Raw genomic sequence first — 21,354 nt, 5'->3', positions numbered from 1 at the left:
GTGACTCCGCTGCGCTCCGCCGGTGGCCACCGCCGCTACTCCCGTTATCAGCTGCGTATCGCGGCCCGTGCCCGTGAGCTCGTCGACCAGGGCACTCCTATCGAGGCTGCCTGTCGCATCATCATCCTCGAAGACCAGCTCGAAGAGGCCCAGCGGATCAACGCCGAATACCGCCGCGCCGCCGAACGGCCGGACCCGCCGACCGAGCCCTGAGACGGACGGGGTCGGGCGGCCCTCAAAAGCTTCGTGACTGCCGCCGCGCACGCTGCCCGCGGCGCTGTGCGCTTTGAGCGCTTTCGCCCGGGCCGGGAGCCGCCTCAGGCCGCAGATGACTGTCACGTCCCGTCATTCTCGCGAATCTCTGTCCAAGTTGCGCGAGCCGTCGCGCTGGATCGCCGGGAACCCGCAGCAAGCCGTGTGGGCCCGCCCGAATCGTTCCGGCCGGGCCCACGCGTTGTCCAGGTATCGGCTCGTGCCGGTTTCCCCCGATTAGGCAGGCAGGGGAGTGCCGAGCATCGCGGAAGCGTGCTGGAGCGGGCTGAGGACGGGTGCGGGTTCGGCCTCGGGGAGGGGGTGGCAGGTGAAGCCGAGCCGCGTCATGGCCCGGACGACTTCGCCGGCGGTGAAATCACGGCGGTCCTGGCGGGTGATGATGTGGCCGACTTGCTTGACGGGGTAGCGGCGGCGGCCGATGGTCACGGTTTCGCCGGTGCCGGCTTCGGGTTTGATGCCCTTCATCGATTCCAGCACGCCGTTCTTGGTGAGCTCGAAGGGGAAGCGGGCGATGACGCAGCGCATATGACCTCACAAGGAGAGGGGAAGAACGGTCTGGCCGGGACGAGGCCGTTCAGCGGGAGGGGGCGAGGACGTCCGGAGTTTCGCCTTGCTCATCGACCACCGGCAGGCCTCCGGGCCGACGGGTGCCGCCTTGCTCATCGACGATCGGCAGGCCTCCGGGCCGACGAGTGCGCATCGCGTGCTCGGCTTCGGCCATCGTGGTCACGGGTGCGGCGAACGGCGCGTGAATGCCGAGGACGTCGCGCAGGCGGACGCGGTCCGTGTATGCGGAGCTGTTGCGGACGGCAGTGAGTTCCCTCCGGGTGACCAGGCCGGTGCACTGGCTGTCCTGATCGCAGACGACCAGCCGGCCCGTGCGGGCGGCGGCCATGACGGACAACGCCACCTCGACGCTCATGTCGTCCCAGACCTGCGGTCCGGCCGCTTCCATGGCCTCAACCACGTTCCCGCGCACGGGGCCGGCATCCGCCGGGAGGGACTGCATCCGAATCAGCGTCAAAAGGTGCCTCCTACAGAGATGGGTCAGCTTCCTGATCGCGAAAGAAATTAGGCCGCCGTATCGGCAGCGGTCTTACGCACGGGCGCACGCCGGGTCGCCGAAGCGGAGCGGCGCCGGCCCCGGGAGGAGGCGCTGCGCCGAGGGCGTTCGGTCACGGGCGCGGTGATGACGACCGGGATGCCGGACGGGGCCTGGGCGCCGGTGATCCGGCTCAACGCCTCTTCGCCCGAGCGGACCTGGGTGGTCTGCGGCCGGATCCCGGCGTCCGACATCAGACGGACCATGCCGCGGCGCTGGCTCGGTGTGACGAGGGTGACGACACTGCCGGACTCGCCGGCGCGGGCGGTGCGGCCACCGCGGTGGAGGTAGTCCTTGTGATCGGTCGGCGGGTCGACATTGACGACGAGGTCGAGGTTGTCGACGTGGATGCCGCGCGCCGCGACATTGGTCGCCACCAGCACGCTGACGTGCCCCGTCTTGAACTGCGCCAGCGTACGGGTGCGCTGCGGCTGCGACTTGCCGCCGTGCAGCGCGGCGGCCCGTACCCCGCTGTTGAGCAGGTCCTGGGTGAGCCGGTCGACGGCGTGCTTGGTGTCCAGGAACATGATCACGCGGCCGTCGCGGGCGGCGATCTCCGTGGTGGCGGCGTGCTTGTCGGCGCCGTGGACGTGCAGGATGTGATGCTCCATCGTCGTGACCGCACCGGCCGACGGATCGACCGAATGCACGACCGGATCGCTCAGATAGCGGCGCACCAACAGGTCGACGTTACGGTCCAAAGTGGCGGAGAACAGCATCCGCTGCCCCTCCGGACGCACCTGGTTCAGCAGCGCGGTGACCTGCGGCATGAACCCCATGTCGGCCATCTGGTCGGCCTCGTCCAGCACCGTGATGCCCACGTGGTTCAGCCGGCAGTCACCACGGTCGATGAGGTCCTTGAGCCGGCCCGGGGTCGCGACGACGACCTCGGCCCCGCCCCGCAGCACACCGGCCTGCCTGCCGATCGACATCCCGCCCACCACCGTGGCCATCCGCAGCTTGACGCAGCGGGCGTACGGAGTGAGCGCGTCCGTCACCTGCTGCGCCAGCTCGCGCGTCGGTACGAGGATCAGCCCCAGCGGCTGGCGGGGCTCAGCACGCTGTCCAGCGGTGCGGGCGAGCAGCGCGAGGCCGAAGGCGAGGGTCTTGCCGGAACCGGTGCGGCCGCGGCCCAGGACGTCACGGCCCACCAGGGAGTTCGGCAGCGTCGCGCCCTGGATCGGAAACGGGGCGCTCACGCCCTGCCGGCCGAGCTCGGCCAGGAGCTGCTCGGGCATACCGAGATCGGCGAAGCTGTCAACGGCGGGCAGCGCGGCGGTGACGGTCTCGGGGAGCGCGAACTCACCCTGCACCGCGGCGGGCCGGCGGCCATGACCGCCGGAACGGTTCGGCTTGCCGGAACGGCGCGGCGCCGAGCCGGAGCGGCTGCCGCCCTTTCCGGCGGCGGCACCGGCACTGCGGGTGCGGTCAAAGCGGTCGTTCGTGCGTGTGCGGTTCATGTGGAACCTTCCTTGATACGGCACATATCAAGGAATCCCCGCAGCGGTGAGCGGCATGGAGAATTTCAAGTATGAACCGATAGTAAAAACACATCTGGCCGGTCGGGAAACGCGCGGGCGCAGGTGCTGAAATAGGTGACGCGTCGGGACACGTAAAGTCCATGCGTCGGCTTCGGTGTAGCTCTTCAGGGTGCTTCTGCACCTCTGAAACGGAGGTCCGCGCGAGGCGGGGCTGCGGATTCCTCCGCGTCGTCCCGCCGGTGAAACCGCTGCGGGAATCGCATGCGGCTGGGGCCCGCACCCCGAAGGATGCGGGCCCCAGCTGCAAAGTGCGCGTCAGTGTCAGGCCGGAACGATGTTCTCGGCGGTCGGGCCCTTCTGGCCCTGCGCGATGTCGAAGTTCACCTTCTGGCCTTCGAGCAGCTCACGGAAGCCCTGGGCGGCGATGTTCGAGTAGTGGGCGAACACGTCAGGGCCGCCACCGTCCTGCTCGATGAAGCCGAATCCCTTTTCCGAGTTGAACCACTTCACGGTGCCAGTAGCCATGTCATATCTCCTTTGGGGCAGTACATCGGGGTCCGCACTGCGCGGACACCGTGTCGCCGCAATGATTACCCCGCCCGGAAATGACCGGAAATACAAAAACGCTCCCGCCGGCTGGAGCCGGGTGGGGGCACTTGAAGTTCGGGAACCACAACTGCAACTGATTCGACAGTAGCACGCCGCGACGGCCCCCGTCGCTTGAATAATTCCACTCCGCTCACTGCGGCAAAAACTCTCACGACACGGTCCGTCAAACTCTCACCTCGCGGGCACAGGTATTGGCCGACCCGGAGTGCAACCTCCAGGAAAAGCGAAGCCGTCAGCCGTAAGCGGGGGCTCGCAGGCTGTGGTGTCGTCCGGCCCCTCCGCTGGACCTCCACCGTCCCGCGCCCGGGTGATCGCCCGGCGCCCCGCCGACGACGAGTGGGGCGTGGCGACACGCACTGAGGAGCAGACCGAATCCCAGGCCAGGCCGCCGTGCGCCCCCACCCGCAGGCCGACGTGATCGACCTGGAAGCGGACCGGCTGCCGCTGCACCTGTCCGGTGACCGGTCGGCCGAGGTCTCGGCGATGGCCGGGCGGCTGGGGGCGGCCGACGGCTTCGTAATCATCACTTCGGAATACAACCGGTCCTTCCCCACCCCGCTGAAGGCGGCCATCGACCGGTATCAGGCCGAATGGCAGGCCAAGCCGGTCGGTTTCGTCACGGGACCGACGGCCAACTCCTGCAAGCGATTCGCGGGCAAGGTCATTTCGCGCCCCACGGGTGAACTGGGGCACGGACGACAAGACGTGTGCGGTACGGGGTTCCGGCCATCGGGTGGCTGGAGTTCGGACGGCCCGATGCCATGGCCGACCCTTACCTGTTCCAAGCCGTGCTGATCGCGTTGATCGAGGACGGGCCGGCGAACCGCACGGACCCCGGCCCACCCGAGGGAGCCGGATCCCCTGCCCCAGCCGATAGGTTCACTACGTTGCCGAGGACGCTCACGGAAGCGCTGGATCTGTTCGCCCGTGACCAAGTCAGTACGGGGCCCTGTTCGCGCAGCCGCCCGTAATGGCCGAACGGGTCGGCGAGCGACCGCAGAGCGGTTGCGCTCCTTTTAGCCGGCGTTTTTGCAGGTCAAAGAGATGGCGACTGGTGGAGATGGATGTCTTCCGCGTCGCTACGCGCGGGAACCGAGCAGCGCGTCCAGCGTGCTCCACAGATCCGCGTCTCCTCGCGGCTTGCCGAGCAGCTGCCGCGCCGCGTGCTCCACGTACTCGTGCAGCCCGTAGGCCAGCGCGAGAGCTGCCATGGCAGCGGCGATCACCGTCACTGCCAGGGCGGCGGCGCCGGCCCTGCGGGCGCTGCCGCGCGGGCTCCCCGGCTCGGGGCCGAGCAGTGCCTCGACGCGCTGCGGCACAGGTCCGCTCGTCGCCGACAGCAACGGATACCCGCCGGTCCGGCCGTGGGAGGGTCCGGCCAGCGCCGCGCGGGCGATGGCCGCAGCTGCCAGCCGCCGATCGCCCGTCACCGCCGCTGCCTCTTCGTCCGCCCACCGCTCCAGGTGGAAGGCGAGCGCGTCTCGCAGGCCGCGCAGTGCGGGGTGGACCACGGAGGCGAGGTCGACCACGGCCGACAGCAGATGGTGGCGCCCGGCCAGGTGAGCCCGTTCGTGGGCCAGCAGTACCGCACGCTCGCGCGCCTTCAGCGACCGCACCATCCCGGAGGTGATCACCACCCGGCCACGGCGTCCTCGGTACCCGGGGAGCGCGAAGGCGTCGACGTCCCTGCCCGGGAGCACCAAGAGATCCCCGTCACCGGTTCCCCCGTCCGCAGCCAGCCAGGCCCGCCTGAGCAGCGAACGGTGCTGGAGCCAACGCCGCACCAGCAACACCAGCTGGACGAGCAGCACCGCTCCGGCCGCGCATGCCACCGGCACCGCCGCCGGCCACACCTTCAGCACACGCGTCAGCGGCAGCTGCTCCAGCGAGGCCAGGAACGGCACGTGGAAGAGGGCGACCAACACGGAGACCGTCCCGGCGGCCAGCAGGACCGCCGCGCTGCTCAGCACCCAGCAGGCCGCGCGCGGCGGCAGCACCTGGGCCAGACGCCGGGCGCCCGTCCCCGCCGCCCACGGGAACAGCAGGGCCGGCACGACCAGAAGCAGGACGAACGTCACGCGGGTCCGCCCTCGGCCTCCAGCAGCAGGCGCCGCAGCGTCTCCTCGTCGTCCTCGGACAGCGAGGAGACGAACCGCTTCAGCACCAAGTCGCGCTGAGGCTTGCTCTCCAGCTCACGGCGCATCCGGTCGGCGACGAACCCGGCCTCGTCCTCCACCGGCTCGTAGGCGAAACCACGCCCCGCGGGCACCCGGCGGAGCGTGCCCTTCTCGTGCAGGCGGGTAAGGATGGTGGTGGTCGTCGTCCTGGCCAGCCCCGTACCGAGCGCGGTGTTGACTTCCTGTACGGTCATCGGCTTGCCCGACTGCCACAGCACCGCCAGCACATCCGCGACGAGTTCGCCGTGTGGACGCCTCTCGTCCCGGTCCTTGCCCGTCATGCCCTCTCCCGCCCTTCCGCACCCCTCACCGCACGCGAGCCCTGTCGTCCTCGCGCACCCCCTGACAGCGCCTGCATACAGGTGGACAAAGGTGCCGATTGTCTGAAGTCCCACCGTAATGCCCGGCTGACCGGTTACGGCAGGCGGCCGCCGGCCTACCGGATCCGGTCCGGGGACGAGCCCCGGGCCGGCCCCGTCCTGATGTCATCCGGCGGCCGGCTGCCCGGCCTCCTCCTGCTCGCGCCGGGGCGCCGCGGCGGAGCGCTGGGGTGCGAGGAAGAGGAACATCACCGGGACGATGTACAGGACCCAGACGATGAGTTGCAGGAGGGTGGGGTCGGGCTGGAAGTTGAACACACCCTTGAGGAGCGTGCCGTACCAGGAGTCCGGGGGGACGGTGGCGCTGATGTCGAAGGCGAGGCTGTGCAGGCCGGGCAGGAGGTCGGCTTCCTGGAGGTCGTGGACGCCGTACGCGAGGACGCCGGCGGCGACGACGACGAGCATGGCGCCGGTCCAGCGGAAGAACGTCGCCAGGTTGATCTTGAGCGCCCCGCGGTAGAACAGCCAGCCCAGCACGACCGAGGTCACCAGTCCCAGCAGGGCGCCGACGAGCGGGCGGACGCCGTCACCGGTGGACTGCACGGCGGTCCAGATGAACAGGGAGGTCTCCAGCCCCTCGCGGCCGACGGCGAGGAAGGAGGTGACGACCAGGGCTCCGGTGCCGACGGCGAGGGCGGCGTCCAGCTTGCCCTGAAGCTCCGACTTCAGGTGGCGGGCGGTGCGGCGCATCCAGAAGACCATCCAGGTCACCAGGGCCACCGACAGGATGGACAGGCTTCCGCCGAGGGCTTCCTTGGCCTGGAAGGTCAGGGTGGAGGAGCCGAACTGCAGCAGCGCGCCGAAGGCGAGGGAGAGCGCGACCGCGATCGCCACGCCGGCCCAGACGGGCGGCAGGCGGCGCTGGTTGCCCGTTCTGACGAGATAGGCGACAAGGATGCAGACGACGAGACTGGCCTCAAGCCCCTCGCGCAGTCCGATGAGGTAGTTCCCGAACACGTCGGTTCCCTTCCTGAAGGTGCGGGGCCCCGTGAGGCCCGAGGAATTATGCGAAGAGCTCCCGGCCCCACCAGTCGTCCGTGTCCCGGACGCCCGGGGGAATCGCGAAGATCGCGGAACCCACGTGCTGGGTGTACTCGTTGAGCGCGTCGTTGCGGGCGAGCGAGGTCTGTACCGGAATGAAGCCGGTGCGCACGTCCCGCTGGTAGGCGAGGAAGAACAGGCCGGCCTCCAGGCGGCCGAGGCCGTCGGTGCCGTCGGTGAAGGAGTAGCCGCGGCGCAGGATGGTCGCTCCGCCGTTGGAGTCGGGGTGCGCGAGCCGGACGTGCGCGTTCGGCTTCATGGCTTTCAGGAACGGCGCGTCGTGCTCCTTGGCCTTGCCCACGGGCGCGCCCTCCTTCTTGTCCCGGCCGAAGATGTCCTCCTGCTCGGCGAGGGGGGTACGGTCCCAGGTCTCGATGTCCATGCGGATGCGGCGGGCGACCAGGTAGGAGCCGCCGGCCATCCAGGCCGCCGGGCCCGACGCGTCCTTGCCGGACACCCACACGAATGCGTCCAGCCGGTCGGTCTCGGTACCGGCGATGTTGCGGGTTCCGTCCTTGAAGCCGAACAGGTTACGTGGGGTCTGCGCGCCCGGCGTGGTCGAGGACGTCTTGCCGAAGCCGAGCTGCGACCAGCGCACCGCGACCTTGCCGAAGCCGATACGGGCCAGATTGCGGATGGCGTGTACGGCGACCTGCGGGTCGTCCGCGCACGCTTGGATACACAGGTCGCCGCCGCTGCGGGCCGCGTCCAGGTTGTCGCCGGGGAACTTCGGCAGGTCCACCAGCGCCTCAGGCCGCTTGCCGCCGAGCCCGAAGCGGCCGTCGAAGAGCGAGGGGCCGAAGCCGATGGTGAGGGTGAGCCGGGAGGGCTTGAGGCCGAGCGCCTCGCCCGTGTCGTCCGGCGGCGCCTCCGGCAGGCCGCCCCAGGCGCCCTCTCCGACCTCGTGGCCGGCGGTCATGCGCTCGGCGGCCCGGGTCCAGTCCTTCAGCATCTGGACCAGTTCGGCGCGGTCCTTCGTCTTCACGTCGAACGCGGCGAAATGCAGCCGGTCCTGGACCGCGGTGGCGATACCGGCCTGATGCGTCCCGTGGAAGGGTACGGCGGCGCCACCGTCGGCGACCGGCGCGGCGTCCTCCCGGCCGGTGGCCAGGGCGACGGCACCGCCCGCCGCGGCGGCACCGAGCGCGAGCCCGGCACCGCCCCACCCGATCACGGCACGCCGCGACGGCGCGTCGTTCTCGGATCCTTCGGCCTTCCCGCTCTTCTCCGTCTTCCCGGCTCGCCCAGCCTTCTCGGCTCGCTCGGCCTTCCCGGACCCCTCGGCCTTCTCGCTCACAGCGCTGCTGCCTCCTTCGGTGAACCGGCTCACTTCGTGACCGCGGCGGCGAGCTTCGACAGCGGCTCGGCCAGCGCGTTCACGCCGTCGGAGAGCTCCTTGCGCTCGCTCTTGCCGACCTTGTCGTAGGAGGTGAAGCCGTCACCGTTCGTGTCGGTGCGGTACTTGTCCAGCAGCGTGTTGAGCGCGGTGAACTGCTTGTCCAGCTCGGTGACCAGCTTCGGGTCGTTCTTCCGGGCGACCGGCTTGAGGAGCTGGAACGATTTTTCGGCGCCCTCGACGTTGGCCTTGAAGTCGACCAGGTCGGTGTGGGAGTAGCGCTCCTCTTCACCGGTCACCTTGTTCTTCGCGACCTCGTCCAGCAGCTCCTTGGCACCGTTGGCCATCGAGGTCGGAGTGATCTCCGCCTGCCCGACCCGCTTCACCCAGCCCGCGAGGTCCGCGTCGAGCCGGTCGGCGAGCTGCTTCTCACGCTCCCCGATCTTGCCGTCGGCCCACAGCGCCTTTTCGAGACGGTGCCAGCCCGTCCAGTCCTTCGCCGGATCCTGACCCGCCTCCAGACCGTCCTCACGGACATCGACCTTCGGGTCGATGTCGCCGAAGGACTCCGCGACCGGCTCGGTGCGCTCCCAGCCGATCCGGGACGCGGCGTACGCCTTCTTGGCGGCGTCGACGTCACCGGTACGGACCGCGTCGGTGAACACCTTCACCTTCGGCAGCGTCTCGTCGGCCTGCGCCTGCACGTACTTGCGGAAGGCGGCCACGGCCGTATCCATCTCCGGCGAGCGCTTGACCGTCCGGCCACCGGTGACCTTGACCGGCTGGCGCAGGCCGTCGCCCTTCATGCCGGGCTTGCAGACGACCGTGTAGTCACCGGGCTTGATCTCGGCGGTCAGGGACGCCTTGGTGCCGGGACCGATGTTCTCGCGCTCGGTGACGATCCGGTCGTCCGGGTACAGCACGTAGACCTCGGTGACCTTGCTGCCCCGGTTGTCCACGTCCAGCGCCAGGTGACCGGCCGGAAGTTCCTTCTTCGACACCTCGCAGGCGTCGTCCTTCGCGACGACCTGGACCGCGTCGCCGCCCTGCGCGTCGCTCTTCTGCGCACAGCCGGCCAGCGAGACGACGGCGGCTATGGCGGTGCTGACGCCGACGATCAGATGACGGGAGCTGGCGGACATGGGGCCTCGTTTCGCGTGACAGGTGGTGCCCGGACATGTCTCGCCGGGGCCGCGCGCCGGAGTTTACATAAATGTAGTCGCTGAGGGAAGGCTGCCCTAAGTCGCCCTCGCCCTCGCCCTCGCCCTCGCCCTCGCCTTCGTCGTCATCGACGAGACCCGCGGGCTGAAGAACTGCACCCACGCCGTCGGGGGGCGGCGGCCCGCGTCGGCTGGGCCCCGGGTGACGAGGTCTACGGGGGAGCCCGAAACCGCGATCCGCGCTCCGGAGCGACGCGTTTCCGCGCGGGACGAGTGGGTGTCGACGGCTCACCCTGAACACGGGCCGCACCAGGTGCCGCTGAGGTTCCTGTGGGATGGGCAAGCAGTGTGGAGGTGCGCCGGCGCCACTTCCGTGACCGCCCGGAATGTCCGTAAAGAGCCGCGTGTGCGCCTGGCGCTACCGGACACTTTCGACGTGGTGCTCCTCCAAGATGAGGCGAAGTGCTTCCCGGCCCGGGAAGTACCCGGCGGCCCGGCGGAGGCGTTCGCCGGCAAGTTCGGGTGGGATCCACGCGCGGAAGAGGATGTCTTCCTGGATGTACGCGTGATCCCGAGGACCGTGCGCGCTTGGCGCGGCGAGCCGGAACTGCGCGGAAGGGTCGTCATGCGCGACGGGAGGTGGCGGGCATAACGGCCGCCCCTCGTCACCCGCTTCGCCCTCGTCGCCCGCTGCGCCCGCCTTGCCCCCGGTGCCGGTCACAGGCGGCGGAGCCGGCCACGGAACCCCTGAGGTACGGGGGCGAAGAGGTGAGCCATGGTGAGGGTTCGCGGGTCCGGCACGGTGAGCTGGTAGCGGGTGCACGTCAGGAAGCACAGCGTCATCAGCTGGATCGTGCCGAGGTCAGCACCGGCTCAGGCGCAGTTTCTTCGGCACCCAGCCGAACGGTACGTAGGTGCCTTTGCGGGCCGGTGCGGGCCGGCCCGTGCACCGCACCGGGCAGGAAGCGGTCCGGGGCGAAAACATCGGACTGCTGCCAGCCCCGGTGGTCGCGGTGGATCATGTGCGGGCTCAGTACGCAGCCATGCCCCTTCTCCAGTGTCGCGGCACCCAGGTCGAACGTGAACCGGTCCCCGCCCCCGCCCGAGCCACCGCGGCCGTCGCCGCCCGTGCCACGGACCTGAGCAAGGTCTACGGGGCCGGCGAGACCCGTGTGGTCGCGCGGGACAACGTGTCCGCTGGAGAACACCACACTGCCCATGGACATCGCGGGCCGCAGGCCCGACCGGGACTGGCTGGAGCGAGTGGTGACGACGGTCGGGCTCTCCGGACGCCTCAAGCACCGCCCCAGCCAGCTCTCCGGCGGCCAGCAGCAGCGCGTCGCGGTGGCCCGCGCGCTGGCCTCCCAGCCCGAGATCATCTTCGCCGACGAGCCGACCGGCAACCTCGACTCCCGCTCCGGCGCCGAGGTGCTCGGCTTCCTGCGTGAGTCGGTGCGGGCGATGGACCAGACCGTCGTGATGGTCACCCACGACCCGGTCGCCGCGGCCTACGCGGACCGGGTGGTCTTCCTCGCCGACGGCCGCATCGTCGAGGAGCTGTACGAGCCGACCGCCGACGCCGTCCTGGACCGGATGCGGCTGTTCGACGCCAAGAACCGTACGAGCTGACGCCCGCCGCCGACCCCTCACCCCAGGACTGATACCACCACCATGTTCAAAAGGCGCGACGCCGAGGAGGACCGCGAGCGCGGTCATCCACGAGTCGGGCTTTGTGCGCGAGGACGTTGCGCAGGGCATTCTTGGACCGGAGCCAACCCTGAAGAACTACGGAGACGCACAGTGGAATTCACTCAAGAACCGCCCATGACCCTCTCAGCTCCGGACGCACTCATGGCCGCATACCTGGACTTCTACCGCAGCACGGTGCTGCGCAAGCTCGACGGCCTGTCCGACGAGGAACTGCGCCGCAGCAGAGTCCCCTCCGGATGGACGCCCCTGGAACTGCTCAAGCACCTGGCCCACGTCGAGATGCGGTGGCTCAGGTGGGGGTTCTCCGGTGAAGACGTGAAGGAGCCGTGGGGTGACATGGAATGCCGCGGTGGCAGGTGGCGGGTCGGCCCTGAGGAGACGTTCGAGGAGGTCAGAAGGTTCTTCGAGGAGCAGTGCGACCGTTCCCGGGCCGTTGTTGCCGCAGCCCGCTGGGAGGACCGCGCCGCGACCCTCGGCGGGAAAGAACTGCCGGAAGAGGAACGGCCCGCCCTGGGCTGGATCCTGTTCCACCTGCTCCAGGAATACGCACGGCACACCGGGCATCTCGACATCGCGCGCGAACTGGCCGACGGAAACACCGGCGAATAGGCCACTGGCTTCCATGCCCTGCCCCAGGAAAGCAAGATGATGGTGCGCATGACGTCCGGCCCGGCCCGTCACTTACCCGCTCACAGACGGGAACTCCGGCGCGCATCGTGACCCGGATGCCGGCATCCGCAGATCCCATGCCCGTTACGTAGCCGTCCGTGTGCGGCCCCGGCCGCGGTACGGACCATCCGGATGACGCCGCCGCTGACCGGTTGAGTTACGCGCGCACCATGCGAAGCGGAACGGGTGGGTGCGGGAAGTGGCAACTCGTGTATCGGAACTCCTGCCGGAAAGCACGCGATCCGGAGTCGCAGGTGGCGATGCTGGACGACGGACCCACGGACCCGGACCTCCACGTGCTGTGCTGCAACGCGTACGTCCTCGCCACTCAGGGGATCCCGCAGCTCACCGAGGATCCCGCCGCGGTCGCGGAGAGGATGCGAGTGCGTGAAAGGCTGGCTCCGGTTCCCAGGGCATGCCGGGGTAGGTGCGCTGGTCGGCGGGGGAGCCGCTGTGCTTGTCGAGGTAGCAGACTTGTTCGCCTTCGTCGCGTACCAAGCCGGGTTTGAGTGTGACGCCGTCGGCCTCTCTTGCCAGGTACGAGCCGGCGCCGCCGTGCTCTCCCGCTCCCCGGTAGGTGCAGCAGCCGGCCTCCATGACGGCGACGGGCTTGCCGTGGCCGCGTTCCTCGCGCAGGGGGCGAACACACTGAGTTCGCAGCCGGTGACGAGGACGACCTCGGCGCCGTCGCGCCGCAGTTGCTCCGCCTGCTCGGCGCCGTCGGTGAACAGCGGCAGCATCTCGGCGCTCGACAACTCGCAGGGAAACAGCGAGAACCACACCTTCGGACCCGCCTTTGCCGCGTACCGCGCCGTGGTCTCGATACGGTCCGGATCACCCCCGGTGATACGCACAGCGGTGCAGTGCAGGTCCTCCGCGACGACCCGCACGTCCCGTTCGGCGTCCCGTACGTCGAGGAGGGGCGCGACGTGTCGCCATTGGGAAAGGCGCCGGTGACGTAATGGATGCCCTTGCCGCGCACCATGACGCATACCTCCGGTGGGGGCGGTGTGGCGTACGGCGTCATCGTCCGAGTCGCCGCTGCGCCAGCGTCAAGACCGCTCCGCGGCCGACCTGTCGCCGAGCACTCGACCTGGTCCGGCGCGCGCTGTTGTGCAGCCCTGGTGAGACGTCGTCGAAACATCCGGCGACGTGGGCTGCCGACCGTGTTCTTCGTGCCGGTCGCGGTGGGTGCAACGTGCGGTACCCGTCTGGAGCGGCCTGTCAGGACGTGGTGTGGTGCGAAGGGTCGCCGGGCTGTGCGGTGCGCACTGTCTCATCCCGGACGAGCAAGGAGAGCAGGGAGGCCACGGTCAGGCCCATCCCGGCTTCGGCCGGGTGGCGCAGCACCTTGCCGGGGGCGATCTCGTAGGTGTTGGTGCGCCCCGTGCGCGTATGGGAGAGGTAACCGTCCTGCTCCAGGTCCGCGATGATCTTCTGGACGGCGCGCTCGGTCAGTCGGCACCGTGCCGCGATGTCGCGGATGCGGACGTGGTGATCGTCGGCGATGGCGGCCAGCACCCGGGCATGGCTGGTCACGAAGGTCCATGCGGTATGCGGCGCGGGCGCTGCGTCCATCTGTCCAGCCTACCGATCGGCCGCCCACCGGTCCGACGTATGCAGCAAGTTTCGTGCATTTATTGACGGGTATGTGCGCGGTGGGCAAGCCTGGCAGTGTGGCGGCAAGCCGAAGACGGAAGTGAGCGGCCATGTCACAAGCTCCGCAGCTGTCTTCCGGGGTCGGTGCAGAGGGCGATGGATCCGACGTGACCGCCGCGTCCGGCCCGGACCACTCCCCGGCCCATGAGGTGCGCGTCTTGTGCGTCGGCGAGCGCACGGGCGTGGCGCTGCACGGAGAACTCGACCTGTCCTCCTGCCCGCTGGTCGAGCGCGAACTGCACGACGCCCTGCGGCGTACGGCCCGCCATCTCGACCTTCATCTCGACGCGGTGCCGTTCTGCGACTTCGCCGGTCTCAACATGCTGCTACGCCTGCGCCTGCGCGCCCTGGTGCACAACAAGACCGTCACCATCGCCTCCAGCAGCCCCGCCGTCGAGCGGCTGCTGGAGGTGACCGACGCCCGCAGACTGTTCACCGCCCCGGCCTGCGAACTCCGCCAGGCCACCGGCCCCGCCACCGACGGCCCGGGCCCCTCGCACGTCCGGGCCGCCGAGGACTTGTCCGTGGAGGTCACGCAGCTGCGCCGTGCCATGCAGACCCGCCCGGCCATCGACCTGGCCCGCGGCATCCTGGTGGCCACCTTCAACCTCACCCCTGAAGCCGCCTGGGCTGCTCTGGTCACCACCTCCCAGAACACCAACACCAAGCTGCACCGCCTGGCCGAGGACCTGGTCAACAGCGTCCACGGACACGTGCTGTCGGAGAATGTCCGCGGTCATCTGCGGGCCGCCGTGGTCAAAGCCCAACGAACCCCACCGCAGCCGGACGCCGAGCCTGCCCCGACGAACAGCGTGCCCCCGCAGTGGCGCACCGCCCCCGGCCAGTAACCCCTGCCCGACTGCTTCCTCCGGCGTCGGAGCGATCTCCTGTGGTACGCCCGGCGCCTCTGGCCGTGGAGGGGGAGCCGCAGGGCGATGACATCGAGCGAAGTCACGAGGGGGCCGATGGGCCATGGCCCGGGCGTTCGGCCAGTCAGCGGCACGGCTGACGCGCGGACGCCGTGCGTCGACCGGCGTGCTGTCCGCTGGCCCGGCGAAAGGCGTAGATGACCGTGCCCGTCGATAGCGCCTTCCGGGCCCGGGGACAGGGTTCCCGTGGGTTCGGCGAAACTCAAAGTTGTTCAGCGCGAACCCACGGGTCTGCCAGTGAGCGTCAGGCCGATCCATTCGCGGGTTCGGGTGCAACGCGGGAATGCCGAGCGATCCGACAGACTTCCGCGGTGACGTCGGCCTGGACGTCCTCCGTTATGAGGGCCGCCCGCCGAACTGCCAGTTGTGCACCTCGGTGTAGGCGTACCGGCCGGGGCTGCGGCGGGATTCGGCAGATCGAGGATGTGCACGCTGCCGGTGGGGACACCGTCGTCGGCGAGCGTCGGGCCCCTGGCGATCACCTCCTTCGCGTACCGGTCCATGTAGGACCGGTGCTCTTCCAGCAGTTCGTCGCGCAGCGGAAGGGAACCGGGCCGGTCGCGGTGGTAACAGAGGAACTCCCTGCCCATAGGGTCTCTCACAAGGAGGTAATCAGGGCGAGCGAGTGGTGTGTGGCCTTGGGGCGGTCGTAACACAGTGCTGGCTCACTTGCCGAGCACGGGCCTGCCGTACGAGCGGCGGCGGTGGCGTGCGCGGTGGCGGGCCTGGCGGTGCTGTTGGGCGGGTGCGGGCAGGCCGACGGGCCCCGCAGCGCGGGGCATGCCGATGTCGTCGCTGGTCCGATGGACCTGTGGCCCGGGCGCACACTGGCGCCGCCACCCTCCCCGGACCTGGGCCGCCACCATCCGCCGGTGCCTCTTCCCTCGCTGTCGAACGTGTCGGACATCCGTAAGGTGTCCGCACTCACCGCCGTACGGGCCCAGATGGATGCGGGCCGGCACCGCGGGGACGCCGACCCGTTCTTCCCGAGGGAGGAAGAGAAGCGGATCCGCGCCTGCTCCGATCGGCCGAACGCGGGCTCCTGCCCCGTACACCCTGCCGTCTATCACGATCTGACGGGCGACGGCCGTGACGAGCTGATCGTCGGCATCGAGAGGGGGACCGCTTTCTGACCCTGTGGGTCTATACGCTCAACGACGGTGTCGTGCGCCGGATCCTGGACACCAGCCTGACCTCGTAGGCCGTGCAGGTCGCCGACGGCAAGCTGCTCAGGCAGTGCCTACGCCTTGAGGTGGCCGCTCATCCACTCCAAGGCGGCGGGTATCTCACGGCGCCAGGTGTCGAAATGGTGGGAGCCGCTGTCGAGGATGATCGATGCGATCCGCCCCGGGGACTTGGTCTGCTGGATGAACTTCAGCGTGTCCTTGTAGTTCTCCTCGCCCTTCTTGCTGGAGGTGACGAGGAGGTTCACCGGCGGTGCGGGAAGGTTCTTCTGCCGCCACAGCAGGTCGTTCTCCCGCTCCAGTTGCTTGTTTCCGCCGAACAGGTCGCCGGTCGGGGAGGTGCCCTCCGAGGCATTGTAGGAGCCGGAGAGGGACACGCCGGTGGAGAACGCCTTCGGGTGGCGCATCGGTATCTTCAGGGCGCAGTAACCGCCCGTGGAGTCGCCTATGACGCCCCAGCTCTTGGCGTCGGTGCCGACGCGGTAGTGGCTGGCCATGTCCTGGCGTACGTCGTGAGTGAAGAAGGTCTCGGCCTGCGGCCCCTTCGGGACGTCCACACACTCGGTGTCCCACGGCAGCACGACGGTCGGGCTCATCATGACCATGATCGTCGGCTGCATTTTGCCCTTGCGGGCCAGGTCGTGCTGGGTCTGCGGGTAGCGAAGACCCTGGTAAAGGGCCTTCGCGTTGCCCGGGTGGCCGGTCAGCACCACGGACGTCGGGAAGCGCTTCTTCGCGTACTCGGGCTGGAAGTACTGCGGTGGCAGATAGACGTACGCCGAGCCGTTGATCTTGGATTTTTCGCCCTTGAGCAGCACCTTCTCCACCCGTCCGGCAACGCTCGGAGCGGAACCGCCGGGTAGGCCCACGTGCTCGGTGCCGAGCACCTTCAGCTTGGGGCCGTCAGGACCGGAGTTCACGGTTTCCTGCTTCGCGCCGAACAGTTCCGCCCAGGAGCCGTAGAAAAGGTATGAATTATTCGCCAGGAGGGCGACCAGCGCAAAAATGGACAACTGGGTTGCCAGCAACAGGCCGGCCCGGCCGAGGACCGCGCGCCAGTTGCGCTTGGACAGGCGACGCCACAGCCAGATGGTGAGAATGAAGAGTGCTACCGCGAAGAGGATAGCCAGGAGCAGCACTTTTTTGCTGGTGAGACCCATGTGGTGCTTTCTTCCGGGCGGCCCGCTCCGCCGGGCCGCAGGTGGAACCCCGGGTCCTGAAACGCGTCATGCAGTGCGCGAAAGTCCAGATGCTGCGACTGAGGCTCGCACGTTCTCTCGGCCGGGGCGACGGGAAAGTAATGTCTGGCAGGGTAGATGGCGCACAGCGCAGGACGGTTGCGTGGGGCCGGCCACGCCGGCCAAGTGGACCCCGCCCAGGAAAACGGGAAAAGTGCCGCCATCGCCGGGGCAGTCGGATAGGTCGTCGGGCTGAGGAACCCGGTGGCTTGGCTGTCTCCCGTTCTTTCGTGCCGGGTCAGCAGCGGTTCGATCACCGCCCGCAGCGCACCGCTGACCTCCCACGGCTTGCGCCGAGCCACCCCCACCCCCAACGGACGGCATCACCGTCCCCTCCACCGTGCCCCACAAAGATCATTGTGTAAGTACTCGTAAGGCGATCAAGCGGCAGATGTACGGCCGCGGATCGTTCCAGCGCCTTCGCGCCTACGTCCTATGGCCATCGTGACCGTCCCGAGATGCCCGCCAGAGCCGAAATCGCCGATCCCTGTAGCGGAGCGTCTATGCCCTGCGAGCACATTGCGTATGCCCAAGGTGTACCCCCGATATCGTGCTGCGGGCGGGCGTGAGTGCGGGCAGACGGACCAAGACTGGAAAGGCTTCCTTTCCTCTTGCCTTCGCAATGGAGTACTGCTGTGCCCTACACCCTGGTGCACCCGGCCGCTGTCATCCCACTCAGTCGCGGCAGACTCGTCCCTTCTGCACTGATAGCCGGCGCCATGATCCCGGACCTGTTCCGTTCCGTCGGGACGGGTGCCGATAGGCTGTCCCATCAGTGGCTGAGTACCGTCACTCTGAGTCCGCTGCTGGCCCTTGTGTTCCTGGCGGCTTTCCACTTGGTGCTGAAATGGCCGGTTCTCGATCTGGCGCCTGCGTCGCTGCGGCGCGGGCTGGCAGGTCCGGCCCGCGGGTTCCGGCTGGCCTCGCCGGCTGACGCGTTTTTCGTCTGGCTCTCCACGGCCATCGGGGCTGCCACCCATGTGCTGTGGGACGCTTTCACCCACGGCGACTTCATCGGCTGGAGCGGGGATCCGGTCATCGCGGGGTTCAACGGCATCCAGCTCGTGCAGGACGGCAGCAGCGTCGTCGGCCTCGCCGTCATCGTGGTGTGGCTGGTGCGCTGGTACCGGCGCGCTCCCGAGGGCGTAGCACCCGCCGGCCTCGGGCACCGCAACCGGATCACTGCCCGCATCGTCCTGTCCACGACGGCGGCCGCGGCGGCCCTGTACCCGCTGCTCTTCCCGTCCCGGCCTTTCAGCGATTACGGCGTCGATGCCGGCAAGCTGGCGTGGAACATCGCGACGGACATGCTGCTGTCCGCCGTCAGCGTCACGCTCCTCGCGCTCACCGCGTACGCGCTGCTGCATCGGCTGACCTGCACGATCCGAAACCGAACCGCCTGACGCGGCACGCAGCCCACCCGCAGCACCTGCGGCGGCGGCTTCCTCGGGTGCGTCGGCAAAGGGCTGGGCCGCGAGGGAACTGCGTACCGGTCCAGGCTCAGCCCGTCAGTCCTGCCCTGTAGGCGATGAGCGCCGCCTGGACCCGGTTGCCGGCGCCCAGCTTGGCGAAGAGGCGACCGACATGGACCTTGACCGTCCCGGTCTCCACCCCCAGCCGCTGGGCGATCTCGGTGTTGGCGAGCCCGGCGCCGACCATGGTCAGCACCTCACGCTCCCGTGCGGTGAGCGCCTCGATCCGCTGCCGGGCCTGCTGTTCCTGGACGGTACGGCGGCTGCTTTCGCGCAACTGGCGCACTACGTGGGCAATCACCGCCGGGGAGAGCACAGCTTCCCCGGCTGCGGCGGCCCGGACCGCCTCGATCAGCTCTTGCGGTGGGGTGTCCTTGAGCAGAAAGCCGTTGGCCCCGGCGCACAGGGCCGCCGCGACGTTCTTCTCCTCACCGAAGGTGGTCAGCATGACCACGGCGATGGGTGGAACGAGGGCGGCGAGGCGCGCGGCGGCGGCGATCCCGTCGGTGCCCGGCATCCGCACATCGACCAGAGCCACATCAGGGTGGTGGAGCTCCGCCAGTGCCACGGCCTGGTCGCCATCGGCGGCCTCGGCCACGATCTCCACGTCGTCGGCATGGCTCAGCACCAGCCGTAGCCCGGCTCGCACCAGTGCCTCGCCGTCGGCGAGCAGGACTGTGATCACTTGGTCTCCACGGGGACGCCGAATCGGGTGAGCGCGGTCAGCCAGTCGTCGCGGGAACAGTGACGGGCCAGTTCCAGGCGGCTGGCGCCGAGCGGTCCCGACACGTGGGGAAAGAGGCAGCGGGTGCCCGGCGGTGCAGCCGGGGCGAGGTCTGTCGCAGCGGCCCGGGCCGGCACGGAATCTTTGCCCACGGCCGCAAGGACCTGCTCACGGGGCGTGCCAGGAAGGACGGTGGCGGCGTCCGTCCCCTCGTGCGCCGGCACCACGGACCGGGTGAGCTGCAGTCCGACGCCCACCAGCGCCCCGGGCCCGGCAAGCCCCAGCGTGCCGGCCGCCAGACGGGGCAGCCGCTGTACTCGCGGAGCCGCTGTCGCCCCTGGCGTCTCGGGGGCGGCAACCGTCGGGGCCGGGGCGCTGAGCGAGATCACCGCCTCCAGCGTGGAACCGCCGTCCGGGGAAGGAGCTACACAGAGAATGCCGCTGAGCAGCCGTACCCGCTCCCGCAATCCGACCAGTCCGAGTCCGGATCCGGCCGCGGGCGGCACGGGCCGCTCAGGTGCCTCGGTCACCATCCGGACCATGACCCGTCCCGGTCCGCGCTCGTCTGTCGAACGGCGGCAGTCTTCCCGGCTGAGTCCGTCAGGATGATCGTCAGGACCATTCCGACACTGGCTGCGATGCGAGTGGTCACCATGGGCCGACTGTGCGACATGGTTCTTAGAAGAATGTAAGAAGCGCACGCTACTTCCCCCGGCCTGCCCTCTGTCGGTGGTCTGTTGACGGCGCCAGAGCAGGAGCTGGTTCCTGCTCGCCGTCCGGGGCTGTGATGAAACAGGCGCACCCCGTGCGCGCCTGCTCTGGGGTTGCTGGAACCCGGCCGTGAATGCCGAGACAGCTGCGCCAGGCCACGCGTCTTCGGTCCACGGCAAGCGGAACATGGCCGCGGATCGCCGGTGAGCGAAACCGGCGATCGTCCGGACTGTTGCCCTCCCGCCGCCAACCGCTCCGCGTGGAAGGAACTGCCTGGACCCGCCGCCCTGAACGCTTCCGCCGACCCGGCGATTCTGGGCTGCAGCCAACCTCACATGCCGCCGGGCGCAGTTGTCGGTCCGCCCGGTGGCGGAGCACGGCAGAGTCCGCCCCGCTTGCGTGGCGTCCCACTCGTGGGCTCACGGAGACGGTCGCAAGCTTTCGGTCCCAAGAGGTGGTGTCGCTGAGGCCGCCTTGGCCACGGGTCCGGCGGCGGGTCGCCGCCCGCGGGACCGGGCCCAGCGACTGCGTGCGGCCAGGGCGCCTAGCCCGAGTGCCACCAGGTGTCCCGCGTCGGCCAGTTCCTGGTTGACCGCCCACGCGGCGGCGAGGGCCATGGCGAGCGCCCGAAGACCGTAGCGCCGGGTGCGTTCGCCCACCAGTGACATCAGGTAGGCGACGGTGGCCACCAGGCCGTAGCTGATGCCGACGTCGTGGTCGCGGGCGCAGGGCGTCGGAAGGTCCGCGTGCCCCATCAGCCACACGACCCCTTCGGTGATCAAGGTCGCCGCCACGTGACCGAAGCAGAAGACGCCCAGGGCGCGTGCGCTGCCCCAGCGCCACTCGACCGCCCCGAGAGCCGCGGCCACCGCGCCGATGCCGAACAGCACGGGGAGTTCGTCGACCACCAGGCCGCTGGTGAACACCGTCCACCACATACGGTGACGCAGATTGTGCAGATTGCTGCTGTTCTGGCGGATGAATTCCACCTGATCGTGAAGTGGTTGGGCGGATAGCCAGAGAGCGGCGGCACCCAGGAGCGCGACAACCCCCGTCGTTGCGGGCAGCGCCCGGAGCACGGTCCACGACCGGATCGTCATCTTCTTCAGCATCATGTCGTTCCCTTGCCTCGCCGGCCGGAGACATCGCAGCCTGCGTGTCGGTGGGCATCGCACAGAGGTGCGGCACAGCCGGAATGCCGCAGCCCTGTCGGCGCTTTGCGGCCCCGGCTCACCCCCGTAGGACCCGGCAAGGTGCCAGGCGAGTCAGCAGGCTGCCTTGGCACTCCAGGCTCTGAGGGGGAGAGGCACACGCTGTAACGCGTGTGCTGGTGCGCGGGTGCCTCGTTGCCACTGGTGCTGGGTCTGGTGGGCCGCCTTCCGCGGCGGCCCGCCGACACCCGGCCCATATCGGCCAGGATCCGGTGTATGTCTCCAGCCGCACGCCCACCCCGCCGACGGCCATCGGCCGCCGGCGCGCGCCGTACGCGCGCGCCGCTC

22 protein-coding genes and 3 pseudogenes are annotated in these 21,354 nt (G+C 69.4%); 9 read left to right on the top strand and 16 right to left on the bottom strand.

Annotation, left to right across the window (positions count from 1 at the left end):
* Nucleotides 1-213 (top strand): annotated as a pseudogene (locus AB0L45_RS39060) (MerR family transcriptional regulator); the annotation flags it as partial.
* Between the two features lie 276 nt (nt 214-489).
* Here the strand turns inward: AB0L45_RS39060 and AB0L45_RS39055 are convergent.
* From AB0L45_RS39055 to AB0L45_RS39040, 4 genes are all read right to left on the bottom strand, one after another.
* A complete protein-coding gene (locus AB0L45_RS39055) occupies nt 490-798 on the bottom strand; it encodes an SCO5918 family protein (protein ID WP_365848557.1) in 309 nt (102 codons plus the stop codon).
* A gap of 49 nt (nt 799-847) precedes the next feature.
* On the bottom strand, nt 848-1,282 hold the full coding sequence (locus AB0L45_RS39050) for a CBS domain-containing protein (RefSeq protein WP_365848556.1): 435 nt from the start codon (nt 1,280-1,282) through the stop codon (nt 848-850).
* Nucleotides 1,283-1,344: 62 nt separating this feature from the next.
* Nucleotides 1,345-2,835 carry a DEAD/DEAH box helicase gene (locus AB0L45_RS39045; protein WP_365848555.1) on the bottom strand — a complete coding sequence of 497 codons (1,491 nt, stop codon included), beginning with the start codon at nt 2,833-2,835 and terminating at the stop codon, nt 1,345-1,347.
* Nucleotides 2,836-3,177: 342 nt separating this feature from the next.
* Complete coding sequence (locus AB0L45_RS39040) at nt 3,178-3,381, bottom strand: cold-shock protein (RefSeq protein WP_003985808.1); 204 nt, start codon at nt 3,379-3,381, stop codon at nt 3,178-3,180.
* A 498-nt stretch (nt 3,382-3,879) separates the two neighbouring features.
* On the opposite strand from AB0L45_RS39040, the gene AB0L45_RS39035 reads away from it, so the two are divergent.
* Entirely contained in the window at nt 3,880-4,260 is a 381-nt protein-coding gene (locus AB0L45_RS39035) for an NAD(P)H-dependent oxidoreductase (RefSeq protein ID WP_365848554.1), read from the top strand.
* Complete coding sequence (locus AB0L45_RS39030) at nt 4,227-4,436, top strand: hypothetical protein (protein ID WP_365848553.1); 210 nt, start codon at nt 4,227-4,229, stop codon at nt 4,434-4,436. Before AB0L45_RS39035 ends, AB0L45_RS39030 begins: the two co-directional genes overlap by 34 nt.
* Nucleotides 4,437-4,544: 108 nt before the next feature.
* Here the strand turns inward: AB0L45_RS39030 and AB0L45_RS39025 are convergent, their stop codons facing one another.
* From AB0L45_RS39025 to efeO, 5 genes are all read right to left on the bottom strand, one after another.
* Nucleotides 4,545-5,543, bottom strand: a complete 999-nt coding sequence (locus tag AB0L45_RS39025) for a M56 family metallopeptidase (protein ID WP_365848551.1) — start codon at nt 5,541-5,543, stop codon at nt 4,545-4,547.
* Nucleotides 5,540-5,923, bottom strand: a complete 384-nt coding sequence (locus AB0L45_RS39020; RefSeq protein WP_365848550.1) for a BlaI/MecI/CopY family transcriptional regulator — start codon at nt 5,921-5,923, stop codon at nt 5,540-5,542. The genes AB0L45_RS39025 and AB0L45_RS39020 overlap by 4 nt, the downstream gene beginning before the upstream one ends.
* A 204-nt stretch (nt 5,924-6,127) precedes the next feature.
* On the bottom strand, nt 6,128-6,979 hold the full coding sequence (gene efeU / locus AB0L45_RS39015) for an iron uptake transporter permease EfeU (RefSeq protein WP_365848549.1): 852 nt from the start codon (nt 6,977-6,979) through the stop codon (nt 6,128-6,130).
* Nucleotides 6,980-7,025: 46 nt separating this feature from the next.
* On the bottom strand, nt 7,026-8,360 hold the full coding sequence (gene efeB, locus AB0L45_RS39010; protein WP_365848548.1) for an iron uptake transporter deferrochelatase/peroxidase subunit: 1,335 nt from the start codon (nt 8,358-8,360) through the stop codon (nt 7,026-7,028).
* A gap of 29 nt (nt 8,361-8,389) precedes the next feature.
* Entirely contained in the window at nt 8,390-9,541 is a 1,152-nt protein-coding gene (gene efeO, locus AB0L45_RS39005) for an iron uptake system protein EfeO (protein WP_365848547.1), read from the bottom strand.
* A gap of 253 nt (nt 9,542-9,794) precedes the next feature.
* Between efeO and AB0L45_RS39000 the strand changes: the two genes are divergently transcribed.
* On the top strand, nt 9,795-10,211 hold the full coding sequence (locus tag AB0L45_RS39000; protein WP_365848558.1) for a pyridoxamine 5'-phosphate oxidase family protein: 417 nt from the start codon (nt 9,795-9,797) through the stop codon (nt 10,209-10,211).
* A 65-nt stretch (nt 10,212-10,276) separates the two neighbouring features.
* Here AB0L45_RS39000 and AB0L45_RS38995 read toward each other — a convergent pair whose 3' ends face one another.
* Entirely contained in the window at nt 10,277-10,402 is a 126-nt protein-coding gene (locus tag AB0L45_RS38995; RefSeq protein ID WP_365848546.1) for a hypothetical protein, read from the bottom strand.
* Nucleotides 10,403-10,602: 200 nt separating this feature from the next.
* On the opposite strand from AB0L45_RS38995, the pseudogene AB0L45_RS38990 reads away from it, so the two are divergent.
* Both AB0L45_RS38990 and AB0L45_RS38985 read left to right on the top strand, forming a co-directional pair.
* Nucleotides 10,603-11,188: pseudogene (locus AB0L45_RS38990) on the top strand (ATP-binding cassette domain-containing protein).
* Between the two features lie 195 nt (nt 11,189-11,383).
* The gene (locus AB0L45_RS38985; RefSeq protein ID WP_365848545.1) at nt 11,384-11,878 is read left to right on the top strand and encodes a DinB family protein; all 495 of its coding nucleotides are present in this window, start codon (nt 11,384-11,386) and stop codon (nt 11,876-11,878) included.
* A gap of 1,284 nt (nt 11,879-13,162) precedes the next feature.
* On the opposite strand, the gene AB0L45_RS38980 is transcribed toward AB0L45_RS38985, so the two are convergent.
* A complete protein-coding gene (locus tag AB0L45_RS38980; protein WP_365848544.1) occupies nt 13,163-13,516 on the bottom strand; it encodes a helix-turn-helix domain-containing protein in 354 nt (117 codons plus the stop codon).
* A 188-nt stretch (nt 13,517-13,704) separates the two neighbouring features.
* Between AB0L45_RS38980 and AB0L45_RS38975 the strand changes: the two genes are divergently transcribed.
* A complete protein-coding gene (locus tag AB0L45_RS38975; protein ID WP_365848543.1) occupies nt 13,705-14,445 on the top strand; it encodes an ANTAR domain-containing protein in 741 nt (246 codons plus the stop codon).
* Between the two features lie 476 nt (nt 14,446-14,921).
* On the opposite strand, the pseudogene AB0L45_RS38970 reads toward AB0L45_RS38975, so the two are convergent.
* Nucleotides 14,922-15,116, bottom strand: a pseudogene (locus tag AB0L45_RS38970) (YciI family protein); the annotation flags it as partial.
* Nucleotides 15,117-15,398: 282 nt separating this feature from the next.
* On the opposite strand from AB0L45_RS38970, the gene AB0L45_RS38965 reads away from it, so the two are divergent.
* Nucleotides 15,399-15,659, top strand: a complete 261-nt coding sequence (locus tag AB0L45_RS38965; RefSeq protein WP_365848542.1) for a hypothetical protein — start codon at nt 15,399-15,401, stop codon at nt 15,657-15,659.
* Between the two features lie 107 nt (nt 15,660-15,766).
* On the opposite strand, the gene AB0L45_RS38960 is transcribed toward AB0L45_RS38965, so the two are convergent.
* Nucleotides 15,767-16,870, bottom strand: coding sequence for an alpha/beta hydrolase-fold protein (locus AB0L45_RS38960; RefSeq protein WP_365848541.1), 1,104 nt, complete (start codon nt 16,868-16,870; stop codon nt 15,767-15,769).
* Between the two features lie 713 nt (nt 16,871-17,583).
* Here AB0L45_RS38960 and AB0L45_RS38955 point away from each other — a divergent pair.
* The gene (locus tag AB0L45_RS38955; protein ID WP_365848540.1) at nt 17,584-18,351 is read left to right on the top strand and encodes a DUF4184 family protein; all 768 of its coding nucleotides are present in this window, start codon (nt 17,584-17,586) and stop codon (nt 18,349-18,351) included.
* 97 nt (nt 18,352-18,448) lie between these two features.
* Here the strand turns inward: AB0L45_RS38955 and AB0L45_RS38950 are convergent, their stop codons facing one another.
* The 3 genes from AB0L45_RS38950 to AB0L45_RS38940 all read right to left on the bottom strand — a co-directional run bounded on the left by AB0L45_RS38950 (nt 18,449) and on the right by AB0L45_RS38940 (nt 20,970).
* The gene (locus AB0L45_RS38950) at nt 18,449-19,105 is read right to left on the bottom strand and encodes a response regulator transcription factor (RefSeq protein WP_365848539.1); all 657 of its coding nucleotides are present in this window, start codon (nt 19,103-19,105) and stop codon (nt 18,449-18,451) included.
* Nucleotides 19,102-19,674 carry a hypothetical protein gene (locus AB0L45_RS38945; RefSeq protein ID WP_365848538.1) on the bottom strand — a complete coding sequence of 191 codons (573 nt, stop codon included), beginning with the start codon at nt 19,672-19,674 and terminating at the stop codon, nt 19,102-19,104. The genes AB0L45_RS38950 and AB0L45_RS38945 overlap by 4 nt, the downstream gene beginning before the upstream one ends.
* A 600-nt stretch (nt 19,675-20,274) precedes the next feature.
* Nucleotides 20,275-20,970: a rhomboid-like protein gene (locus tag AB0L45_RS38940; protein WP_365848537.1), complete on the bottom strand. Its 696-nt coding sequence runs from the start codon at nt 20,968-20,970 to the stop codon at nt 20,275-20,277.
* Nucleotides 20,971-21,354: the final 384 nt, after the last annotated feature.

It is taken from the genome of Streptomyces sp. NPDC052496 (assembly GCF_040679095.1).
Lineage (GTDB): Bacteria > Actinomycetota > Actinomycetes > Streptomycetales > Streptomycetaceae > Streptomyces.
This window is presented reverse-complemented; position numbering and strand designations above follow the sequence as displayed.

Bases quoted from the DNA above. Each gene is read 5' to 3' on its own strand.
- AB0L45_RS39045 (WP_365848555.1), bottom strand. From the start codon at position 2,835: ATGAACCGCACACGCACGAACGACCGCTTTGACCGCACCCGCAGTGCC.
- AB0L45_RS39040 (WP_003985808.1), bottom strand. From the start codon at position 3,381: ATGGCTACTGGCACCGTGAAGTGGTTCAACTCGGAAAAGGGATTCGGC.
- AB0L45_RS38960 (WP_365848541.1), bottom strand. From the start codon at position 16,870: ATGGGTCTCACCAGCAAAAAAGTGCTGCTCCTGGCTATCCTCTTCGCG.
- AB0L45_RS38995 (WP_365848546.1), bottom strand. From the start codon at position 10,402: ATGACGCTGTGCTTCCTGACGTGCACCCGCTACCAGCTCACCGTGCCG.
- AB0L45_RS38980 (WP_365848544.1), bottom strand. From the start codon at position 13,516: ATGGACGCAGCGCCCGCGCCGCATACCGCATGGACCTTCGTGACCAGC.
- AB0L45_RS39030 (WP_365848553.1), top strand. From the start codon at position 4,227: ATGGCCGACCCTTACCTGTTCCAAGCCGTGCTGATCGCGTTGATCGAG.
- AB0L45_RS39020 (WP_365848550.1), bottom strand. From the start codon at position 5,923: ATGACGGGCAAGGACCGGGACGAGAGGCGTCCACACGGCGAACTCGTC.
- AB0L45_RS38985 (WP_365848545.1), top strand. From the start codon at position 11,384: ATGACCCTCTCAGCTCCGGACGCACTCATGGCCGCATACCTGGACTTC.
- AB0L45_RS39055 (WP_365848557.1), bottom strand. From the start codon at position 798: ATGCGCTGCGTCATCGCCCGCTTCCCCTTCGAGCTCACCAAGAACGGC.
- AB0L45_RS38940 (WP_365848537.1), bottom strand. From the start codon at position 20,970: ATGATGCTGAAGAAGATGACGATCCGGTCGTGGACCGTGCTCCGGGCG.
- efeO (WP_365848547.1), bottom strand. From the start codon at position 9,541: ATGTCCGCCAGCTCCCGTCATCTGATCGTCGGCGTCAGCACCGCCATA.
- AB0L45_RS39050 (WP_365848556.1), bottom strand. From the start codon at position 1,282: ATGCAGTCCCTCCCGGCGGATGCCGGCCCCGTGCGCGGGAACGTGGTT.